The sequence below is a fragment of the Desulforamulus hydrothermalis Lam5 = DSM 18033 genome (assembly GCF_000315365.1).
Taxonomy (GTDB): domain Bacteria; phylum Bacillota; class Desulfotomaculia; order Desulfotomaculales; family Desulfotomaculaceae; genus Desulfotomaculum; species Desulfotomaculum hydrothermale.
This window is the reverse complement of sequence record NZ_CAOS01000008.1, coordinates 1-19,497: the sequence shown is the minus strand read 5'-3', so window position 1 is coordinate 19,497 and position 19,497 is coordinate 1. Positions and strand designations below refer to the sequence as shown.

Annotated in this window: 20 protein-coding genes and 1 pseudogene; 20 read left to right on the top strand and 1 reads right to left on the bottom strand. The window is 52.4% G+C overall.

The genetic code is table 11. From position 1 onward, the window contains the following. The first annotated feature begins 21 nt into the window (after positions 1 to 21). The 3 genes from DESHY_RS05310 to holA all read left to right on the top strand — a co-directional run bounded on the left by DESHY_RS05310 (position 22) and on the right by holA (position 1,758). Positions 22 to 291, top strand: coding sequence for a hypothetical protein (locus DESHY_RS05310; RefSeq protein WP_008411006.1), 270 nt, complete (start codon positions 22 to 24; stop codon positions 289 to 291). Between the two features lie 93 nt (positions 292 to 384). After that, positions 385 to 705: an MTH1187 family thiamine-binding protein gene (locus DESHY_RS05305; RefSeq protein ID WP_008411004.1), complete on the top strand. Its 321-nt coding sequence runs from the start codon at positions 385 to 387 to the stop codon at positions 703 to 705. Then, positions 706 to 1,758: a DNA polymerase III subunit delta gene (gene holA, locus DESHY_RS05300; protein WP_008411003.1), complete on the top strand. Its 1,053-nt coding sequence runs from the start codon at positions 706 to 708 to the stop codon at positions 1,756 to 1,758. 27 nt (positions 1,759 to 1,785) lie between these two features. On the opposite strand, the gene rpsT is transcribed toward holA, so the two are convergent. Beyond that, complete coding sequence (gene rpsT / locus DESHY_RS05295; RefSeq protein ID WP_008411002.1) at positions 1,786 to 2,052, bottom strand: 30S ribosomal protein S20; 267 nt, start codon at positions 2,050 to 2,052, stop codon at positions 1,786 to 1,788. Between the two features lie 110 nt (positions 2,053 to 2,162). Between rpsT and DESHY_RS05290 the strand changes: the two genes are divergently transcribed. The 17 genes and pseudogenes from DESHY_RS05290 to DESHY_RS14850 form a co-directional block, all read left to right on the top strand. After that, positions 2,163 to 2,510 carry a phage holin family protein gene (locus DESHY_RS05290; RefSeq protein ID WP_048817913.1) on the top strand — a complete coding sequence of 116 codons (348 nt, stop codon included), beginning with the start codon at positions 2,163 to 2,165 and terminating at the stop codon, positions 2,508 to 2,510. Between the two features lie 127 nt (positions 2,511 to 2,637). Further along, positions 2,638 to 3,783, top strand: coding sequence for a stage II sporulation protein P (spoIIP, locus tag DESHY_RS05285; protein ID WP_008411000.1), 1,146 nt, complete (start codon positions 2,638 to 2,640; stop codon positions 3,781 to 3,783). A 352-nt stretch (positions 3,784 to 4,135) separates the two neighbouring features. Beyond that, positions 4,136 to 4,450 (top strand): hypothetical protein, encoded by a 315-nt coding sequence (locus DESHY_RS05280; RefSeq protein ID WP_008410999.1) that lies wholly within the window; start codon positions 4,136 to 4,138, stop codon positions 4,448 to 4,450. Positions 4,451 to 4,604: 154 nt separating this feature from the next. Then, complete coding sequence (lepA, locus tag DESHY_RS05275) at positions 4,605 to 6,410, top strand: translation elongation factor 4 (protein ID WP_008410998.1); 1,806 nt, start codon at positions 4,605 to 4,607, stop codon at positions 6,408 to 6,410. A 21-nt stretch (positions 6,411 to 6,431) separates the two neighbouring features. Continuing rightward, the gene (gene hemW / locus DESHY_RS05270; RefSeq protein WP_048817912.1) at positions 6,432 to 7,568 is read left to right on the top strand and encodes a radical SAM family heme chaperone HemW; all 1,137 of its coding nucleotides are present in this window, start codon (positions 6,432 to 6,434) and stop codon (positions 7,566 to 7,568) included. A gap of 140 nt (positions 7,569 to 7,708) precedes the next feature. Then, on the top strand, positions 7,709 to 8,752 hold the full coding sequence (hrcA, locus tag DESHY_RS05265) for a heat-inducible transcriptional repressor HrcA (protein ID WP_008410996.1): 1,044 nt from the start codon (positions 7,709 to 7,711) through the stop codon (positions 8,750 to 8,752). A gap of 17 nt (positions 8,753 to 8,769) precedes the next feature. Beyond that, on the top strand, positions 8,770 to 10,341 hold the full coding sequence (locus tag DESHY_RS05260) for a TCP-1/cpn60 chaperonin family protein (RefSeq protein WP_008410995.1): 1,572 nt from the start codon (positions 8,770 to 8,772) through the stop codon (positions 10,339 to 10,341). Positions 10,342 to 10,354: 13 nt separating this feature from the next. Further along, complete coding sequence (grpE, locus tag DESHY_RS05255) at positions 10,355 to 10,963, top strand: nucleotide exchange factor GrpE (protein WP_008410993.1); 609 nt, start codon at positions 10,355 to 10,357, stop codon at positions 10,961 to 10,963. A gap of 64 nt (positions 10,964 to 11,027) precedes the next feature. Next, positions 11,028 to 12,869 carry a molecular chaperone DnaK gene (gene dnaK, locus DESHY_RS05250; RefSeq protein WP_008410992.1) on the top strand — a complete coding sequence of 614 codons (1,842 nt, stop codon included), beginning with the start codon at positions 11,028 to 11,030 and terminating at the stop codon, positions 12,867 to 12,869. A gap of 91 nt (positions 12,870 to 12,960) precedes the next feature. Then, positions 12,961 to 14,091 (top strand): molecular chaperone DnaJ, encoded by a 1,131-nt coding sequence (dnaJ, locus tag DESHY_RS05245; RefSeq protein WP_008410990.1) that lies wholly within the window; start codon positions 12,961 to 12,963, stop codon positions 14,089 to 14,091. Positions 14,092 to 14,175: 84 nt separating this feature from the next. After that, the gene (gene prmA / locus DESHY_RS05240) at positions 14,176 to 15,102 is read left to right on the top strand and encodes a 50S ribosomal protein L11 methyltransferase (protein WP_008410988.1); all 927 of its coding nucleotides are present in this window, start codon (positions 14,176 to 14,178) and stop codon (positions 15,100 to 15,102) included. A gap of 2 nt (positions 15,103 to 15,104) precedes the next feature. Next, positions 15,105 to 15,845 (top strand): 16S rRNA (uracil(1498)-N(3))-methyltransferase, encoded by a 741-nt coding sequence (locus tag DESHY_RS05235; RefSeq protein ID WP_008410986.1) that lies wholly within the window; start codon positions 15,105 to 15,107, stop codon positions 15,843 to 15,845. Between the two features lie 14 nt (positions 15,846 to 15,859). Continuing rightward, positions 15,860 to 17,167, top strand: a complete 1,308-nt coding sequence (gene mtaB / locus DESHY_RS05230) for a tRNA (N(6)-L-threonylcarbamoyladenosine(37)-C(2))-methylthiotransferase MtaB (RefSeq protein ID WP_008410984.1) — start codon at positions 15,860 to 15,862, stop codon at positions 17,165 to 17,167. Positions 17,168 to 17,261: 94 nt separating this feature from the next. Continuing rightward, entirely contained in the window at positions 17,262 to 17,603 is a 342-nt protein-coding gene (locus DESHY_RS05225; RefSeq protein ID WP_008410983.1) for a histidine triad nucleotide-binding protein, read from the top strand. Positions 17,604 to 17,728: 125 nt separating this feature from the next. After that, entirely contained in the window at positions 17,729 to 17,908 is a 180-nt protein-coding gene (gene rpsU / locus DESHY_RS05220; RefSeq protein ID WP_008410981.1) for a 30S ribosomal protein S21, read from the top strand. Positions 17,909 to 18,072: 164 nt separating this feature from the next. Continuing rightward, on the top strand, positions 18,073 to 18,579 hold the full coding sequence (locus DESHY_RS05215) for an NfeD family protein (RefSeq protein ID WP_008410979.1): 507 nt from the start codon (positions 18,073 to 18,075) through the stop codon (positions 18,577 to 18,579). Positions 18,580 to 18,651: 72 nt separating this feature from the next. Then, positions 18,652 to 18,801: pseudogene (locus tag DESHY_RS14850) on the top strand (IS607 family transposase); the annotation flags it as partial. Positions 18,802 to 19,497: the final 696 nt, after the last annotated feature.

Here is a 19,497-nt window from a genome sequence, read left to right as displayed (position 1 = left end):
AATCAAAAGGAAGCGGTAACAATGCCGAAAGGGTTTAAGGAAATTAATGTTTTGCTGGCTCATGACACCTTTAAGGCCCTATTCAGCAGCGATGCCTTGAAAGTTACCCAGCTAAACGCCGTGATCGCCCTGCTGATTAAACTTGGCATACCCTTTGATCTGGAGTTTTCACCGGGTACCAGGCGTCTGGCGGCGGCTGCGGAATTGGTTATTTATATTAACCCGTCCACCACTCTAAACTTTACCATCAGTTTTGAAGCAGGTGCCACTGTTTTTGGCGGGCTTATATGATGCTGTTAACGGCGTGCCGGAATCACTTTGTCAGGCAGGCCAGGCTGTAATATAATAGTATTGACCGGAAATAGTGTAGAGAGGTGAGCATCTATGGCTATTGTAGAGGTAACTGTTATACCGCTGGGAACCGGCACTACCGGTTTAAGCAGCTATGTGGCCGGGTGCCTGCAGGTATTGGAACAGGCGACAGATATTAAATACCAGCTGACACCGATGGGAACCGTGATGGAGGGGGAACTGCCAAGGCTACTGGAATTGGTCAGCCAAATGCACGAGCAGCCCTTTTTGGCAGGTGCCGCCAGGGTAAGTACCACCATCCGGATTGATGACCGGCGGGATAAGCCTGGCACCATGCAGGGCAAGGTTGCTTCAGTAACCGGTAAATTAGCCGCACCGGGCGGTACCGACTAAATGGAATATTATCAAAGTTTGCTGAACAGCCTGGCCAGGGGGCAGGTTTACCCGGTATACCTGTTGTACGGCCCGGAGGAATACCTGCAGGAGATGGCGGTGGAGAAATTTAAAGAAGTATTGCTGCCCCAGGCGGCGGATTTCAACCTGGACCTGGTGGATGGGGAAACCACCGGGCCGGCAGCGGTGGCAGCCCTGGCAGAAAATTTACCCTTTTTGGCTGAGCGGCGGCTGATCATCGTCAAAAATACGCCCTGGTTTGCCGCCAGGGGTAAAGCTAAAGACACCGGCGCCAGGGAGACGGCAGACAGCAAAGCAGACAGCCAGGAGGTGTCCCTGTTAAATTATTTAAACCATCCTTCGTCCGCCAGCTGCCTGGTTTTTTTAAGCCGTGAACCGGCAGACCGCCGGAAAAAACTATATAAAGCCTTAACGGCAGTGGGACAGGCCATCGAGTTTAAAGCCCTTAAACCTGCCGAAACGGTTAGCTGGGTAACACAAAAATTAAAGGCAGCAAACAAAAAAATTGACCCGGCTGCCGCCAGGTATTTAGTCGAGGCCAATGGCAAATCGGGTCTGAAAAACCTGTCCAACGAGATTGCCAAACTTCTCGCTTACCTGGGGGAGAGGGACACCGTTACTTTCCAGGACGTCTCGCAGTTGGTGGTACCCAGTCTGGAACAAAATATATTTGCGGTGGTGGATGATGCGGTGGCCGGGCGTACCTCCCGTGCCCTGGCCGGAATCCGTGAGCTGCTGGCCGTTAAAGAACAGCCGCCGAAAATTCTGGCTATGCTGGCCCGCCAGATTCGCCTTGCTTTGCAAGCCGCAGCCCTCATCCAGGAAGGCTGCCCGGAAAGGGAAGTAGCCGGCAAACTGGGACTGCAGGATTTTGTCGTAAAAAAGGCACTGCAGCAGGCCCGTCAGAGCGGTTTGCGCAAACTGCAGTGGGCTTTGGAGCAACTGGCAGAAATTGATGCCGACATTAAAAGCGGCCGGCAGGAGTTCTTGCCCGCCATAGAAAATACTTTAATAAAGTTAAGGCTAATGTAAAAAACCACCCTAAGGGTGGTTTTGTTATTAACCAGCAATTTTGTTAAAACGCTTGGTTAGGCGAGATTTTTTTCTAGCTGCGGCATTTTTATGTAAAACGCCTTTGGTAACAGCTTTATCAAGAGCAACCAGAGCTTTGCGCAGAGCAGCCTGCGCTGCTTCCTGACCCGCATTTACCAGAGCTTCTTCATATTTGCGAATGGCGGTTTTTACAGCGGATTTAATACTGGCGTTACGAATGGTGCGTTTCCGTGTAAGTTCAACCCGCTTGGCAGCAGACTTTATATTAGGCAAATTTTCTCACCTCCCCAACAAGCAGTATTTTACCACGCTCAAAAGTAAAATGCAAGCAGCTTTCGTATATGATAACCCATTTTGGTACATGATAATAACAGAATTTATCAATGGAGGTGAATGTTTTGTTAGGCTTGATTGTCAGGTTTATTGTATCGGCACTGGTGTTAATTGTGGTAAGCTGGCTGTCTCCTGGCTTTGTGGTACGCGGTGGTTTTATCGGCGCACTTATTGCGGCGGTGGTTATTGCGGTAATGGGCTATATAGCTGAAAGCCTGCTGGGCGAGCGGGTATCTCCCCGTAACCGCGGCCTGGTTGGCTTTATCACGGCAGCGATAGTTATTTACCTGGCACAATTTATCATTCCCAACTTACTCAATGTCAGTGTGTTTGGTGCCCTGATTTCTGCTTTTATTATCGGCCTTATTGATGCGATGGTACCTACCGTGGTGCGCTGACAAAGCAAAATAAAGAAACCTGCCTCCCGGGTAAGGTTTCTTTTTTGTCAGGACAGTTGGCTTGCTGTCTAACATACCCTTTCCCGGCCGGGCATATCTTAAAATATAAGAGCCCCGGCGGGGGGTGATGGCAATAGGCAGATATTACTGGGGAAGCCGAAGAAAAAATCATACAACCGCTGTCATGCTGATTATTTTTGGTGTTGTCCTGCTGCGGGTTGTTCTGGCATTTGGCTTTTGGCAGTCAAACCAGCTTATCGGTAAAACTTTTACTCAATCAATCGACTGGTTGGTACAAAAGGTGCTGCAGGATCCCCGGAGCCTGCTGCTGGCTTCCTTGCCCGCCTTAGCCTGGCAGGATACGCCGGAAGAAATGGAAAATCTCCGTCCGGCACTGGTGTGCTGGCTGGCAGGCAGCGCCGGTCTGGCCAATTACCCGGTAGGCATACTGCAGGCTCAAATACCTATGCTGGCGCAAATTAATCCGGCAGAGACAGAGATAAGAGCCGGTGACTCGGTGAAGCCTGAACAGGCAAACCTATCCCCCGAACAGACAACAGGCCGGGAGGCGCTGGTGGGGATTTATAACACCCATACCGGCGAAACTTACCTGCTGACAGACGGCCGGGACCGCCTGACCGGAGGGCGGGGCGGCGTGGTGACGGTGGCCAAAGCTGTGCAAAAGACACTGGAAGAACAGTATGGCATTCCGGTGGTTTTGTCAGACCGGATTCACGACGCCCGTTATGCCACCTCCTATCTTGAATCTAAAAAAACCGCCCAGGAAATTGTGGAGAATCATCCCCACCTGATTGCTTTATTGGATATTCACCGGGATGCCGGGCGAAGCCGTCAGGACAGCCTGGTGGAGGTAAAGGGAAAAAAAGTGGCACCTATTTTAATTATTGTCGGGTCTGATGCCCGGGCAGAGTTTCCTGACTGGCAGCAAAATTACCGGTTTGCCTGCCGCTTGGCCGATCAAATCAATCATTTGTATCCCGGTTTATGCCTGGGAGTAAGGGTTAAAGAAGGCCGCTATAACCAGTTCCTGCATCCCGGCGCCTTGCTGCTGGAAATCGGCACCGATAACAATTCCCTGACAGAGGCGCTGGCCAGCGGGGAAATGCTGGCCCACGCCCTGGCCCAACTGGTGCGGCAAGAAGTGAAAGCCAGGCAAATCTTGCCGCCGGAGGGCGGCCCGCCGGCCGAAGCACCGGCGCCCGCCGCAGACCGGACCGTGGAGCAGGTAACCGGCGCAAGCAAACAAATATAACTGCCTGGCAAAATATGTATATAAACTGTTTCTAAAGCACATCCTTATCAAAGAGGTGCCAGACTGTCGACAAAGGTTGAAAAACAAGGTTGTGGTGTTTTTATGATCCCCTGCCAGCGACTTGTCGAAGCACCGGTAACAGCACTTGATGCGCGGAAGGAGCCATGGGGTGGCGCCCACAGGACGTGGGCGCCAGCCGAACCGGGCCAGGATGGCCCGTTTGAGGCGACCCCAATGGCGACTGTAGCGAATCATAGTGCTGTCGGTGCGTAGACCGGAGCTAAAGGGGATCATAAACCACCGGAAATGTTTGTTTACAGTTTGGCACATCCTTATCGGGGAGGTGCTTTTTTTGCCCAAACTACGTTATATGCTGGCCCTGGCGGTGTTCCTGTCTGTTGTGGCCGGGGGAATTGTTACCGCTCACCGCTGCTTTAATGACGTGGTATTACCGGCCCGGCCGGTGAGTCTATACAGTCTGGAACGACCGTCCCCCGGAGTGCTGCAGATCCAGGTAATGGGAGAAAAACTAACGGCCGACCTGCCGGCTGCCCGTGAGCGGGCCGTCCGGGCCTGGCAGCAAATCAAAGACATGCCCCTGATTAATGAAAAAGCTGCCGTAATTAAACAGGTAATCACAGAACAATGGCCTGCCGGCGGACTGTAAACCCAAGTTGCAAAAGGCCGGCCCGGTGGCCTTTGCGCAACTTTTTTGCCGGCCCGGCAGGAACCCCTAAGTCCCGTATTTCTGGTTGAAAGCCTGCTTCCTCCGGTGCTATAATAAAAGAGTATGTCGTTTTCCAGAACTGGAGGTAGTATGGATGGCAACACCCCAAAACCGTATCAGAAACTTTTGTATTATTGCACATATTGATCATGGCAAATCTACTCTGGCTGACAGAATATTAGAACAAACCGGTGCCCTCAGCGAAAGGGAAATGACCGAGCAGGTGCTGGATAAGATGGATTTGGAGCGGGAAAGAGGCATTACCATTAAACTTCAGGCAGTACGTCTCTTTTATAAAGCTGCCGACGGGCAGGAGTACCAGTTAAACCTGATTGATACTCCCGGTCACGTGGATTTTACTTACGAGGTTTCCCGCAGCCTGGCTGCCTGTGAAGGGGCCCTGCTGGTGGTGGATGCTTCCCAGGGCATCGAAGCCCAAACTTTGGCCAACGTATATTTGGCATTGGAAAACGACCTGGAAATTATCCCGGTTATTAATAAAATTGACCTGCCCAGCGCTGAGCCGGAACGGGTCAAGCAAGAAATTGAGGATGTCATCGGTTTGGACACCTCGGAAGCGGTGCTGGCTTCCGCTAAAACAGGCCTGGGTATTCAAGAAATTCTGGAACAGGTGGTCAACAAAATTCCGCCGCCGCAGGGAGATCCGGCGGCCCCCTTGCAAGCCTTGATTTTTGATTCCCACTACGATTCCTACCGGGGCGTTATAGCCTACATCCGGATTGTTCAGGGGACGTTAAAACCCGGCATGCGGATCCGCATGATGGCTAACGGCAAGGAATTTGAAGTTACCGAAGTGGGTGTCTTTAATCCCAACATGGTCTTTGTGGATGAATTAAGTACCGGCGAGGTCGGTTTTGTGGCCGCCAGCATGAAAAACGTCCAGGATGTGCGGGTGGGCGACACCGTTACCTCCGCCGATAACCCCGCCCCGGCGCCGCTGCCGGGTTACCGCAAGGTGACACCGATGGTGTTTTGCGGTTTGTACCCGGTAGATACGGTTGATTACGAAGATCTGCGGGACGCCCTGGATAAGCTGCGGCTAAATGACGCTTCCCTGATTTACGAGCCGGAAACTTCCGAAGCCCTGGGTTTTGGTTTCCGCTGCGGCTTTTTAGGATTGCTGCATATGGAAATCATTCAAGAACGACTGGAACGGGAGTACGGTTTAAATCTTATTACCACCGCCCCCAGTGTGGTGTACCGGGTAACCACCACCAAAGGAGAGGTGCTGGAAATTGACAACCCCACTAACCTGCCGCCGGTAAACAAAATCGAAAAAATTGAAGAGCCTTTTGTTAAGGCGACCATCATGGTGCCCAAAGATTTTGTGGGAACGGTTATGGAGCTGTGCCAGGGCAAACGGGGCATTTACAGCAACATGGAGTACATGGGAGTCAACCGGGTAATGCTGACCTATGAGATTCCCTTATCGGAAATTATTTATGACTTTTTTGACCAGCTTAAGTCACGAACCAGGGGTTATGCTTCCCTGGACTACGAGATGGTAGGTTACCGTGCCTCCGACCTGGTGAAGATGGATATTTTGTTAAACGGCGAGATACTGGATGCCCTGTCCTGCATTGTTCACCGGGAAAGGGCTTACAGCCGGGGCAGGGCCCTGGTGGAAAAGCTGCGTTCCCTGATTCCCAGGCATATGTTTGAAATTCCGGTTCAGGCGGCCGTCGGTAATAAAATAATAGCTCGGGAGACGGTAAAAGCCCTGCGTAAAGACGTGCTGGCCAAGTGTTATGGCGGCGACGTCAGCCGTAAGAGAAAGCTGCTGGAAAAACAAAAAGAGGGTAAACGGCGCCTGAAACAAGTGGGCAACGTGGAGATTCCCCAGGAAGCATTTATGGCTGTCTTAAGCATTGAAGAATAAAGCCGTAAGCGGGTGAAAGCCGTGACAATTGGCTTGTATATCCATGTCCCCTTTTGCTTGCAAAAGTGCCTGTACTGTGACTTTACATCTTACCCCATTAACCGGGGAAAGGTGGAACATTATCTGGAAGGCCTGCAGCGAGAGATTTGTTATTACGGGGATATGCTGGACAGTTCAGACAAACAAATTGCAACCATTTTTGTGGGCGGCGGTACGCCCACTTGTCTTATGCCCGGGCAGTTGGCCGGCCTGTTGGAGCTGGTTTCCCGGGTTTTTACCGTTGCCGGCGATGCCGAGATTACTGTCGAAGCCAATCCCGGCACCGTTTCCCGGACATCTTTACAGGAACTGAGGGCGGCAGGTTTTAACCGGCTCAGTTTGGGAGTGCAGTCTACCCACCCGTCATTGCTTAAACTTATCGGGCGTCCTCACGATTTTGCGCAGGCCAGACAGGCAGTGCAGTTTGCCCGGCGGGCGGGCTTTGCCAATCTTAACCTGGATTTAATTTTTGGTTTGCCCACCCAGACTGCCGCCCAGTGGCGGCAGTCTGTATATGAAATACTTAGCCTGCAGCCGGATCACCTGTCCTGTTACAGCTTACAGTTGGAAGAAGGAACTCCCCTGGCAGCGGCGGTGGAGCAGGGCCGGCTGGCGGCCTGCCCGGAAGAACGGGAACTGGCTATGTATTACAGTGTGATTGAAATATTAACCGCTGCCGGCTACCGGCATTACGAAATTTCCAACTTTGCCCGACCGGGTTACAGCTGCCGGCACAATTTGCTTTACTGGCACAACCGCCCGTACCTGGGCCTGGGGCCTGCGGCCCACTCCCACCTCATGGGTTGCCGCTGGGGCAACGTAGAAGATGTTGATCAATATTTTATGTTGTTGCAGGCGGGGCAAAGGCCGATCCAAGAAATGCAGCAGCTGTCCCGCCGTGAGCAAATGGAGGAAACGGTTTTTTTAGGCCTGCGTCTGCTCCGGGGCGTCAATTTGCAGGAATTTTATCAGAGGTTCGGGGTTTCGCTGACCGAGGTGTTTGCCCAACAAATCCGGCAGTTAACAAACAGTGGTTTAGTAGAGTTAGTGTCTGGGTATCTTAAGTTAACAGAAAAGGGATTACCGCTGGCCAATCAGGTATTTGCCCAATTTGTCTAGCTGATGCGGCAGCAGGGGTGCGGCTGCCACTTGTTAGCCATTGACAAAGTTTTTTCCATTTGCTACATTTTAAATTAGATTAGCACTCATCGACTTAGAGTGCTAACACCCGAACAAGGTGCGGCAGGGGGTGAGCCGACGTGAAAATGGATGAAAGAAAACAAAAAATTCTGTTGGCCATCATAAAAGATTATATTTCTACCGCAGAACCTGTGGGGTCCCGGACTATTTCCCGCAAATACAAACTGGGCGTCAGTCCGGCTACCATTAGAAATGAAATGGCAGACCTGGAAGAAATGGGATATATCGAGCAGCCCCATACCTCTGCCGGGCGTATTCCGTCCCACCTTGGTTACCGTTACTATGTAGACTGTCTGATGGAAACGGAACAGCTCCCCGAGCAGGAGCAGGCTGCTATCCGGCGCGGTTACGAAAACAAAGTTCGGGAAGTGGGAGAGGTTTTAAACCGTACCGGTCGTATGCTGTCGCAGCTTACCAATTACACCGCCCTGGTGCAGACACCGTATTTTGGCGGCAGCTCATATAAACACATTCAGTTGGTTCTGATTGCGCCTGCCCAGGCCATTCTCATTGTTGTGATGGATACCGGTGCGGTGCACCACCAAATGATGACCGTGCCGGAGAACATTACCCAGCAGGACTTGGATCAAATTTCCGGCGTATTAAATGCTAAGCTGCAGGGCAGGACCATGGACAGCATCCGGCTGACCCTGATCAAAGAAATTTATTTTGAGCTGGCCAAACACCGCCATATTCTGGATCTGGCTCTGGAATTGATCCAGGAACGCATCACTTCGGTCAGTGAGGATAAAATCTACCTTGAAGGGGTATTTAATATTTTGAACCAGCCGGAGTTTCATAATATTGAGAAAGTCAAGGTTTTGCTCTCGCTGCTGGAACAAGAAAACACCCTGCGGGATATACTGGAACTGCCGGGTGACGCCCGGGGCATTACCATTAAGATAGGCAGTGAAAACCCCAGAAAAGAAATGCAAAACTGCAGTATGGTAACTGCCACTTACCAGGTGGGAGAAAAAATCCTGGGTACCATTGGCGTCTTGGGTCCCACCCGCATGGATTACGCCAGGGTGGTTACCGTAATTGACTGTATGTCTAAAAATTTATCCCGCGCCCTGGAGCGGCTGCTCAAGGGTCAGGTTTAATTTAAGGAGGAACACCGGTGAGTCTCAAACAACAGGCCAGTCAGGGGGCCGAAGTTAATGAAAAGCTGGCTGCCTTGATGACCAATTCAAATGCCGTGCGGGCCATTGCCTCAGCAGTGGAAGGAACTCTGGGGCCCAAGGGCCTGGATACCATGCTGGTGGATAAATTTGGCGAGGTAGTCATTACCAACGACGGGGTGACTATCCTGACCATGATGGAAGCTAACCATCCGGCCGCCCGGCTGGTAATTAACATTGCCAAAGCCCAACAGGAAGAAATCGGGGACGGCACCACCACCGCCACTGTCATGGCCGGCGCACTGGTGGGGGCCGGTGTGGAGCAAGTAGTCAAGGGGGTGCCGGTGGCCCGGGTGATTGAAGGGATCCGGGCCGGAGTACGGCGGGCCCTGGAAGTAATGAAGGAACAGGCGGTGCCGCTGGAAGACTTGCAGCACCCCTGGCTGCAGCAAGTGGCGCTGGTGGCCGGCCGGGAACACCGGGATATTGCCGACCTGGTGGTGGAAGCGGCCCGTTTGATTGGCAGGGAGAAATTATTGGATGTCAATTTCAAACTGGCCGATACGGTGACGGCCAAAGAAGGAGCCGCCAACCAGGTATTCATGGGCGTCATCATTAATAAGGAAACCATGAACAAGCAAATGCCTCGCCGGCTGTCAGAGGTTAAAGTGCTGGTGCTTGACGATGCCTTGGAGCCGGAAGAAATAGAAGACGAGGCCCTTGGTACCGAGGCCGGTTTTGCCCGTTATTTAGAGCTGCAGACAGAGTTTAAAAATAATGTGCAAAAAATTATTGATTTGGGAGTGGGCCTGGTGCTGGTAGACCGGGGCGTGGATGACACGGCGGAAGATATGCTGACGGATGCCGGCGTGATGGTGGTGCAGCGGGTATTAAATAAGGAGTTGCGCCGGGCGGCAGAACACACCGGGGCCCGTATGATCAAACGTACCGGTTTAAAGAAGGAGCCGGCTGAGTTGGAGAAATTCCTGGGCCAGGCCGGCCAAGTACTGGAAGACGAGAAGCTGGAGCAGGTTTGGGTTTTAAACGGCCGGGGCAAACCTATGGCCACGGTGCTGGTGGGCGCCGCCACCCAGGAAGTAGTGGGGGAACGGGAACGCATCGCCAGGGATGCAGCCAGTTCGGTGCAGGCTGCTGTTAAAGGCGGTGTGGTACCCGGCGGCGGCGCCCTGGAGCTGGCGGTTTCCCGGGAAGTGGAGAAAGTGCGGGAAAGCATCCGGGGCATGGCTGCCTATGGAGTGGGCTGTGTCGCCGAAACCCTGCGCCGGCCGATGGCGCAAATTGTCGCCAATGCCGGTTTCAACCCGCTGGAAAAAATCGGCGATGTACTGGCGGCGCAGGCGGAACAAAATAAAAATTCCCTGGCGGTGGACTGCGATACCGGGGAAATTGCAGATATGTATGAAGCCGGTGTGCTGGACCCGGCCCTGGTGAAAATTCATGCGCTCAAAGCAGCCGGCGAAATTGCCGAAGCAATTTTACGCATTGATACCATCATTAAAATGAAAGAGCACCGGCAATCCGGCGGCGAAGGATTGGAAGCGGGAGTATAGGTGAGGTGATACAGTGACCCAAGAAAAAATTAACCAGGCTCAGGCAGAGCACGAGGAAGCCAACCGGCCGGAGCAGGAGCAGGCCGGCCCCACTGCGGCTGAGGCGGCTGCGGAACAGTTGGAGGCCGAGCATGCCGCTGTCTCGGATGACTTGCCTGATGACCCGGAGGAATTAAAAAAGCTGCTGCGGGAAAAAACCAGCGAGGCGGCCGACAACTATAACCGGGCTTTACGGTTGCAGGCGGATTACGAAAACCTGCGCCGCCGCAGCCGTCAGGAAAAGGAAGATCTCTTGAAATTTGGCGCCGAGCACCTGATTAAAAACCTTTTACCGGTGCTGGATAACTTTGAGCGGGCCCTGGCCTCCGCCGGTGACGGGGGAGAAAAGTTTATCAGCGGGGTGCAGATGATTCACCGCCAGTTATATGAAGTACTTACCGCCGAAGGCCTGGCGCCCATACCGGCCCAGGGAGAGCCCTTTGATCCCAACTTGCATGAAGCAGTAATGCAGGTAACAGATGCCGACCAACCGGAAAATACCGTTGTTGAGGAATTAAGAAAAGGTTATTACTTAAAGGGCAAAGTAATCAGGCCTGCGATGGTAAAGGTGGCTGTTTCATAGACAGACAGCTGCAGGCCGACCCCATGCAAAACCAAGTAAATATTTTTTCTCAGGAGGCAGGAAGATGGGAAAAGTAATTGGTATTGACTTAGGAACTACTAACTCCTGTGTAGCAGTTATGGAAGGCGGCGAAGCGGTTGTTATTCCCAACGCCGAAGGTGGCAGGACCACCCCTTCCGCCGTAGGCTTTTCCAAGACCGGTGAGCGCCTGGTGGGCCAGGTGGCCAAGCGCCAAGCGGTCAGCAACCCCGACCGGACGGTTTTATCCATTAAACGCTATATGGGTACCAACCATAAAGTGACCATTGACGGCAAGGAGTATACTCCCCAGGAAATTTCCGCTATGATTTTATCTAAACTAAAGGCAGATGCTGAAGCATATCTGGGTGAGCCGGTGACCCAGGCGGTTATCACCGTGCCTGCCTACTTCAGCGATGCCCAGCGCCAGGCCACCAAGGACGCCGGGAAAATTGCCGGGCTGGAGGTTTTGCGGATTATTAACGAACCCACGGCAGCTGCTCTGGCTTACGGCCTGGATAAAGAAGAAGACCAGACTATTCTGGTTTATGACCTAGGCGGCGGTACCTTTGACGTATCCATTCTGGAGCTGGGCGACGGGGTGTTTGAAGTTAAAGCCACCAGCGGCAACAACCGTTTGGGCGGCGATGACTTTGACCAGCGCATCATTGATTACCTGGTGGCTGAATTTAAAAAGGACACCGGCATTGACCTGACCAAAGACAGAATGGCCCTGCAGCGGTTGAAAGAAGCGGCCGAAAAGGCCAAAATTGAATTATCCGGCGTGTACACCACCAATATTAACCTGCCCTTTATTTCGGTGGGGGCGGATGGGCCGCTGCACATGGATATTAACTTAACCAGGGCTAAATTTGAAGAACTGACCGCCGATCTGGTGGAAAAAACCATGGGCCCCACCCGTCAGGCTCTGGCCGACTCCGGATTGGATGTAAAAGATATTGATAAAGTTTTGCTGGTGGGAGGTTCAACCCGGATTCCGGCTGTTCAGGAAGCCATTCGCAAGTTCCTGGGCAAAGAACCCCACAAGGGCATTAACCCTGATGAATGTGTGGCCATTGGGGCGGCTATTCAAGCCGGGGTGCTGTCCGGCGAAGTGAAGGATGTGCTGTTGCTGGACGTAACACCCCTGTCGCTGGGTATTGAGACCCTGGGCGGTGTGTTTACCAAACTGATTGAACGCAACACCACCATTCCTACCTCTAAGAGCCAAATTTTCTCCACTGCGGCTGATAACCAAACGACCGTGGAAATTCACGTGCTGCAGGGCGAGCGTCCCATGGCGGCTGATAACAAAACCCTGGGCAGGTTCCAATTAACCGGCATCCCGCCGGCACCCCGGGGTGTACCGCAGATTGAAGTGAAGTTTGACATTGACGTTAACGGTATTGTGTCGGTATCCGCCAAGGATTTGGGTACCGGCAAAGCCCAAAGCATTTCCATTACCGGCACCGGTGCCCTGTCTGAAGATGAAATCAACAGAATGGTAAATGAAGCCGAAAAATATGCTGAAGAAGACAGGAAACGCAAAGAAGCGGTAGAAGTGAAAAACCAGGCCGATTCCATGATTTATCAGGCAGAAAAGACCATTAAAGACCTGGGCGATAAAGCCGACCAAGCCAAAGTGGAAGCCGTGCAAAAGGCGGTTGAACAGTTGCGCCAGGCCATGAACGGCAATGATGTTGACCTGATTAAAAACAAACTGGAAGAACTTACCAAACCGCTGTACGAACTGACCTCAGCCATGTACCAGCAGCAGGCCCAGCAGGCTGCGCCGGGCGGCGGCTGCGCCGGCGGCAGCTGTGGCAGCGACGGGGCAAAGGATAATGTGGTGGATGCAGATTACGAAGTAAAAGACGACAACAAATAGGCGCTTATAATATAATGTAATATAATAAAGCAGTGGATATTACAGGGGAATGACCGTTCCCCTGTAATTTATGAATGTAAGGTGGTGAAGCATGGCAAAGCGAGATTATTACGAGGTGTTAGGCGTGCCCAGGGGCGCCAGCCAGGAGGACATCAAAAAGGCGTACCGCAAGTTGGCCCGTCAGTATCACCCGGATGCTTACAAGGGCAGCAAAGAGGAAGCCGAGGCAAAATTTAAAGAAATAGCCGAAGCCTATGCGGTGTTGAGCGATCCTGACAAGCGGGCGGCCTACGACCAGTTTGGCCACGCTGCCACCGACGGCCAGGGTTTCGGGGCCGGTGGTTTTGGTGGTTTTGGTGCCGATTTTGGCGGCCTGGGCGATATTTTTGATATGTTTTTCGGGGGTATGGGGCGGCAGCGTACCGGTCCCCAAAAGGGTAGTGACCTGCGGGTTAATTTAGAAATATCTTTTAAAGAAGCGGCTTTCGGAGTGGAACGGGATATCCAGGTGCCCCGCACCGAAACCTGCGATACCTGTGGCGGCAGCGGGGCGGCACCGGGCAGCCGGCCTAAGACCTGCAGCGTGTGCCAGGGTACCGGGCAGGTACAGTATGCTTCCCATACGCCCTTTGGCCGCATTGTGCAGAGCCATACCTGCGAGGCGTGCCGCGGCACCGGAAAAGTTATTGAAAGGCCCTGTCCCACCTGCCGGGGTGCCGGCCAGATTAAAAAGTTCCGCACTATTCACGTTAAAATCCCTGCCGGGGTGGATGACGGTTCGCGCCTGCGCTTGAGCGGCGAAGGAGAAGCCGGTCTCAGGGGCGGCCCGCCGGGCGACCTTTATGTCTACATTTTAGTACGCCCGCACAAATTCTTCCGGCGGGAAGGTAACGATGTAATCTGCGACGTCGATATTTCCTTTGTTCAGGCGGCGCTGGGCGATGTTATCGAAGTACCCACCCTGGACGGTACAGCAGACCTCAAACTGCCCGAAGGTACCCAGACCGGTACCGTCTTCCGCATCAAAGGGAAGGGTATTCCTTATCTTAACGGCAGCGGCCGGGGTGACCAGCATGTGCGGGTTAAGGTGGTAACGCCCACTAAACTGAATGAAAAACAAAAGGATTTGCTGCGTGAATTTGCCAAGCTGAGCGGCGAAAAGCCCCCCAAAGGATCAGAAAAGAATATTTTTGAAAAAATGAAGGATGCCTTTATGGGATAAAATAATACTGCCTCATCCAAACGGCAACTGTTAAAACACAATATAAAGGTAGCCTGCAAACTCTCGGTAGGGAGGAGAACTGTTTTGAACTGGCTGGAAATCGCCGTCCATGTACCCCATGAGGGTATCGATATGGTGAGCAACATTTTTGACGAATTGGGTGCCGGCGGGGTTGTCATTGAAGACCCCGCCTTAATTTCTCAATACATTGAAGCTAATATCTGGGATCATTATGAATTTCCCCCCGAGGTATTAAACCGCCCGTTGCCTGTGGTAAAGGCATATCTGCCCGAAGGAGCGGACCTGGAGGACCGGCTGGCCCTGCTGCAGGCAAAATTGGCCGAGCTGCCCCTGCCCGCTGTGCCCAGCTGGGAAACCGCCCGGGTGGCCGAGGAGGATTGGGCCACGGCCTGGATGGCTTACTACAAGCCGGTGGAAATTGGTCAGAAATTGGCGGTAAAACCCAGCTGGGAAGCATACACGCCACCCCCGGGGCGCCTGGTCCTGGAGCTGGATCCCGGTATGGCCTTTGGCTGCGGCAACCACCCCACCACTACCATGTGCATGGAATTTTTGGAAGGCATTATAAAAGGCGGGGAAATGGTGGCGGATGTAGGTACCGGCACAGGCATCCTGGCCATTACTGCCGCCAAACTGGGTGCTGCCCGGGTGCTGGCGGTGGATTTGGATGAAGTGGCGGTTAAAGTGGCCCGGGACAATGTACGGCTGAACGGAGTCCAGGACCGGGTAGAAGTGCTGCACGGCAACCTGCTGGACCAGGTAAGTCAGCCGGTGGATACAGTTATTGCTAATATTGTGGCCGACGTCATTATCCGGCTGGCTCCGGATGTGGTTAGGATTCTCAAGAAAGGCGGCTTTTTTATTACCTCGGGCATTATTAACAGCCGGGCCGATGAAGTAAAAGCCAAGCTTCTGGAGACCGGCTTTCGGGTGTTAGAGAGCAAAGCGGACGGTGAGTGGGTATCTTACCTTAGTGTTTGGGAGGGTTAAGCATGTCCCGGTTTTTTGTGCCGCCTGAGCAAATTACAGGCAACACCGCCCGTATTACCGGACCGGATGTAAAACATATCAGCCGGGTTTTGCGTCTGACCACAGGCGATAACCTGACTCTGCTGGACGGCGCCGGGAGTGTTTATCAGGCTGTCATAAGTGAGATACATAAAGAGGAGATCCTCTGTATGTTACTGGCCCAGGAAGCGGCTGCCGCCGAAGCGGCCCTCCGGGTAACCCTGGTGCAAGGTTTGCCTAAAGGCGACAAAATGGAAACCATCATACAAAAATGTACTGAACTGGGCGTATACCGCATTATTCCCCTGGCAGCCCACCGGTCGGTGGTAAAGCTGGATGACAAAAAGGCGGCAGAGCGTCAGGAACGGTGGCAGCGGGTGGCGGTGGAAGCTGCCAAACAGTGCCGCCGCACCTGTGTACCGGAAGTGCAAAAATTACGTCGCTGGCACGAGGTGCTGGCTGCCCTGCCTGACAGAGCGCTGGTTTTGCTGCCCTGGGAGGAAGAAAAACAACAAAGTCTTAAACAAGTGCTGCAAATGGTACCGACCCCCTCGGAAGTTTACCTGTTTATTGGGCCGGAAGGCGGTTTTACGCCGGCTGAAGCGGCCCAGGTCAGCCGGCCGGGATGTTACCGGGTTACTCTGGGATCACGCATCCTGCGCACCGAAACGGCAGGACCGGCGGCCTTAACCATGGTCTTGTATCATTACGGGGAGCTGGGCTAAGGAGGCAAAGGAAGATGAAAACTGCCGCTATTTATACCCTTGGCTGCAAGGTAAACCAGTATGAATCTGCCGCCATGGCCGATTTGTTCCGCCGGGCCGGTTACCGGGTGGTGGACTTTGAGCAACCGGCCGACGTTTATATAATTAATACCTGCACGGTTACCCACCTGGGGGATCGCAAATCAAGGCAAATGATTCGGCGGGCCGCCAAACAAAACCCGGCGGCAGTGATAGCGGTAACCGGCTGTTATGCCCAGACATCACCGGGAGAAGTATTGGAGATTCCGGGGGTTAACCTGGTGGTGGGCACTGCTGATAAAAGCAGGATTGTTCAACTGGTGGAAGAATATGCCGGCCGGACGGCGCCGGTGCAGGCAGTGGCCGACGTGATGGCAAAGGACTGTTTTGACGAACTGCCGGTACCCACCGAGCAGGGCAAAAGCCGGGCCTTTTTAAAAATTCAGGAGGGCTGCAACAGCTTTTGTGCCTACTGCATTATTCCTTACGCCCGGGGCCCGGTGCGGAGCCGCCTGCCCGAAAATGTTGTGCGTTCCGCCACTCAATTGATCCAACAGGGCTACCAAGAAATTGTCTTAACCGGCATCCATATCGGTGCCTACGGTCAGGATTTAGCGGACCCCCGCATCAACCTGGGCTGGCTGGTGGAGCGGCTGGCCCGGCTGCCCGGCCTTACCAGGTTGCGGTTGGGTTCGGTGGAACCCCATGACATTAACCAACAACTCATTACGGCGGTGGCCAATCACCCCAATATTTGCCGTCACCTGCACATCCCGCTGCAGAGCGGCGATGATCAAATTCTGGCTGGCATGCAGCGCCGCTATACGGCGGGTCAATTTTTGGAATTAATCGATCACATCAAACAAACCATTGCCGGGGTGGCCATTACCAGCGACGTAATTGTGGGGTTTCCCGGCGAAACGGAAGCACACTTTCAAAACACGATGCAAACTGTAAGCCGGGCGGCTTTTGCGTCCATCCATGTTTTTAAATACTCGCCCCGCAAAGGCACGCCGGCGGCGGCTATGCCTGACCAGGTACCGCCGGCCGTTAAAGAAGACCGCAGCAAAAGGCTAATTGCACTGGGGCAACGGTTGGCCCATGATTTTGCTGTCCGGCAAGTGGGTAAAAACCTGGCGGTGCTGGTGGAACAACCCTGTGAGAAACTGACGGGATTTTACGAGGGCCACAGTGATAACTATCTTAAGGTGGTATTCCCTGCCGATGAGTCTTTGCGAGGCAAAATTGTTACAGTTCATATTGAGGAAGCCGGCGACGCTTGGTTAAAAGGCAGAATTATTTAACAAACTTGCAGGATAATAATGCGGGTGTGTTGAATAAACTTTTAGGAAAGACTATTTAAAAACAGGTTACTTTTCTTGGGGGGAGGTGTAATTGGTGCAAGACTGCCTCTTTTGCAAAATTGTTGCCGGGGAAATACCGTCCCAGGTAGTATATCAGGATGAGAAGGTTTATGCCTTTAAAGATATTGCTCCTGTGGCGCCGGTGCATGTGCTGATCGTCCCCAAGAAGCATATTTCCTCCCTTGAGGATTTGGGTCCCGAAGATGCCGACATCATGGGTCATATAGTGCTGACAGCGGCCAAATTGGCCAGGGAATTAGGGCTGGCCAGGGGATACCGGGTGGTTGCCAATTGTCAAGAAGAGGGCGGCCAAACGGTGTACCATGTCCATTTCCATTTAATCGGAGGAAGATCAATGCAGTGGCCGCCGGGTTAATATATTATTGACTGATGGCCAGGTTCAAGTTATAATTAAGTGGTGTTGTGTTCTTGTAAACTTTACCTCGACATACATTTGGTGTCTGTTCCAGGTTTATGGTTTGGCGGAGGGAGGGAAATTGAGTGGCGGAAGTTAGAGTAGGCAAAAACGAGACACTGGACAGTGCCCTCCGGCGCTTTAAGCGGTCCTGTCAAAAGGCTGGCGTTTTGGCTGAGGCACGCAAACACGAACATTATGAAAAACCCAGTGTAAGAAGAAAAAAGAAATCTGAAGCAGCTCGTAAGCGCAAAAACTTTAGATAATAAAGAAAGAACTGACATAAAAATGCTTGGCAGGTATTTGCCAGGCATTTTTTAAATTGCCGGGTTAAGATTATCTTTGGCTGGCTGACAAAGTTATAATAAAATTGCGGTAAGGTTGACGATAATTTAGGATATAATTTTCACACACGAGGCAGGTGAAAGGGATGTTGTATCTGGCTGAAATATCCGGCTGGTTGGCTACCCTCGCCTTTACTTTAGGGCTGATTGCCCTCCTGGTGGAAATATTTTTTGTGCCGGGTTTTGGCGTAGCAGGTGTTTTGGGGGTAATCCTCCTGAGTTGGGGAATATTACTGGTATCGGTGGATGTCTTTCATGCCACCCAGGCTTTAACCCTGGCCCTGCTCTTAACCATAGCGGCGCTGCTGGGGGGCATCTGGCTGGCTAACAAAGTTAACTTCTGGCGTAAAATTACCCTGGCTAACCGGCAGCACCGGGAGGAGGGCTATCTGGCGCCCCGGCAGGAGCTGGCCAAACTTGTGGGTTTGGCGGGAGTTGCCGCTACCCCTTTGCGCCCGGCCGGCGCAGCCCTGATTGACGGTAAACGGGTGGACGTGGTCACCGAAGGGGAATTTATTCTGGCCGGCACACCGGTGCTGGTGATTGCGGTGGAGGGCAGCCGGGTGGTTGTTAAAGCAGTACAGGATAAATAAAAGGAGGTTGCGTAATAGCTGTCTTATTTCTGACAAACCTTGATAAAACTTAACAAACATAATACAATAGCTGAAAAAGAGCCGGAAGACGCACAATCCGAATTGGTCAGGGACTTATTGGCAATAGTCACGTCTTTTTCGGCCCGGCTGTATGGCACCAGGGGCGGGGAAAAAGTCAAGCAAGGTTTTCGGGGAATGAAAGCGGAAGTATCCCCAAAGTGAAAAACCAAAAAACAACAAAAAAAACCCAATAAAACCGGTGGCGCATAAGCCACACCCCCTGCGGCAAAATTTTCCCGAAGTTTACCCTCCCTTCGCCTCCAAAATTGGAACCGCGGGAAGGAGATCCCTTAAACACCAAGATGCGGGCTTTTCTGCTCCTCCCCCCCTGGGGCCTCAACGGGTTACCGGAAAATATTCCCGCCAAAAACCTAAAAAGGAAGGCAGGAAGTTATTTGGTTTAAACCTTCGTTTTTGGCCACGACCCTTTTTGAAAGCCCAGGGCGTTTTTTAAAAACCAAAAAAAACTTCCGAACCCTGAAAAAGGAAAAAAAAGAAAACCAAAACTGGGCCCCCGCCCAAAAAAAAACATTATTTGGGAAAAAAAAAAAACTTGAAAAGGGCCCGTTAAAAACAAAAAAATTAGGGCTTAAAATTCGAAGAATTTAAAACACCCCCCATCAACCCCGCCCCAAAAACCCCGGGGTAAAAAAAATCTGGGTTTAACAAACATTTTAAAAAACCATAAAGGGCCCCCCGCGGGAAAACACGCCCCCCCCCTAACCCAAAAAAAATTAAATTTTTCTGGAGGAGCTGCCCCCCCTTCCTTTTGTTGGAAGAAACCAAATATGTGGTTGGAAAAAAAGAGACGAAGGGGGGGTTTTTTTATTAAAAAAAGAAGAAAAAAAAAAAAAAAAA

Coding starts and splice junctions, on each gene's coding strand:
- DESHY_RS05310 (WP_008411006.1), top strand. CDS start 22: ATGCCGAAAGGGTTTAAGGAAATTAATGTTTTGCTGGCTCATGACACC.
- DESHY_RS05235 (WP_008410986.1), top strand. CDS start 15,105: ATGTCCCGGTTTTTTGTGCCGCCTGAGCAAATTACAGGCAACACCGCC.
- DESHY_RS05290 (WP_048817913.1), top strand. CDS start 2,163: ATGGAGGTGAATGTTTTGTTAGGCTTGATTGTCAGGTTTATTGTATCG.
- holA (WP_008411003.1), top strand. CDS start 706: ATGGAATATTATCAAAGTTTGCTGAACAGCCTGGCCAGGGGGCAGGTT.
- mtaB (WP_008410984.1), top strand. CDS start 15,860: ATGAAAACTGCCGCTATTTATACCCTTGGCTGCAAGGTAAACCAGTAT.
- DESHY_RS05215 (WP_008410979.1), top strand. CDS start 18,073: ATGTTGTATCTGGCTGAAATATCCGGCTGGTTGGCTACCCTCGCCTTT.
- spoIIP (WP_008411000.1), top strand. CDS start 2,638: ATGGCAATAGGCAGATATTACTGGGGAAGCCGAAGAAAAAATCATACA.
- dnaJ (WP_008410990.1), top strand. CDS start 12,961: ATGGCAAAGCGAGATTATTACGAGGTGTTAGGCGTGCCCAGGGGCGCC.
- dnaK (WP_008410992.1), top strand. CDS start 11,028: ATGGGAAAAGTAATTGGTATTGACTTAGGAACTACTAACTCCTGTGTA.
- DESHY_RS05305 (WP_008411004.1), top strand. CDS start 385: ATGGCTATTGTAGAGGTAACTGTTATACCGCTGGGAACCGGCACTACC.
- lepA (WP_008410998.1), top strand. CDS start 4,605: ATGGCAACACCCCAAAACCGTATCAGAAACTTTTGTATTATTGCACAT.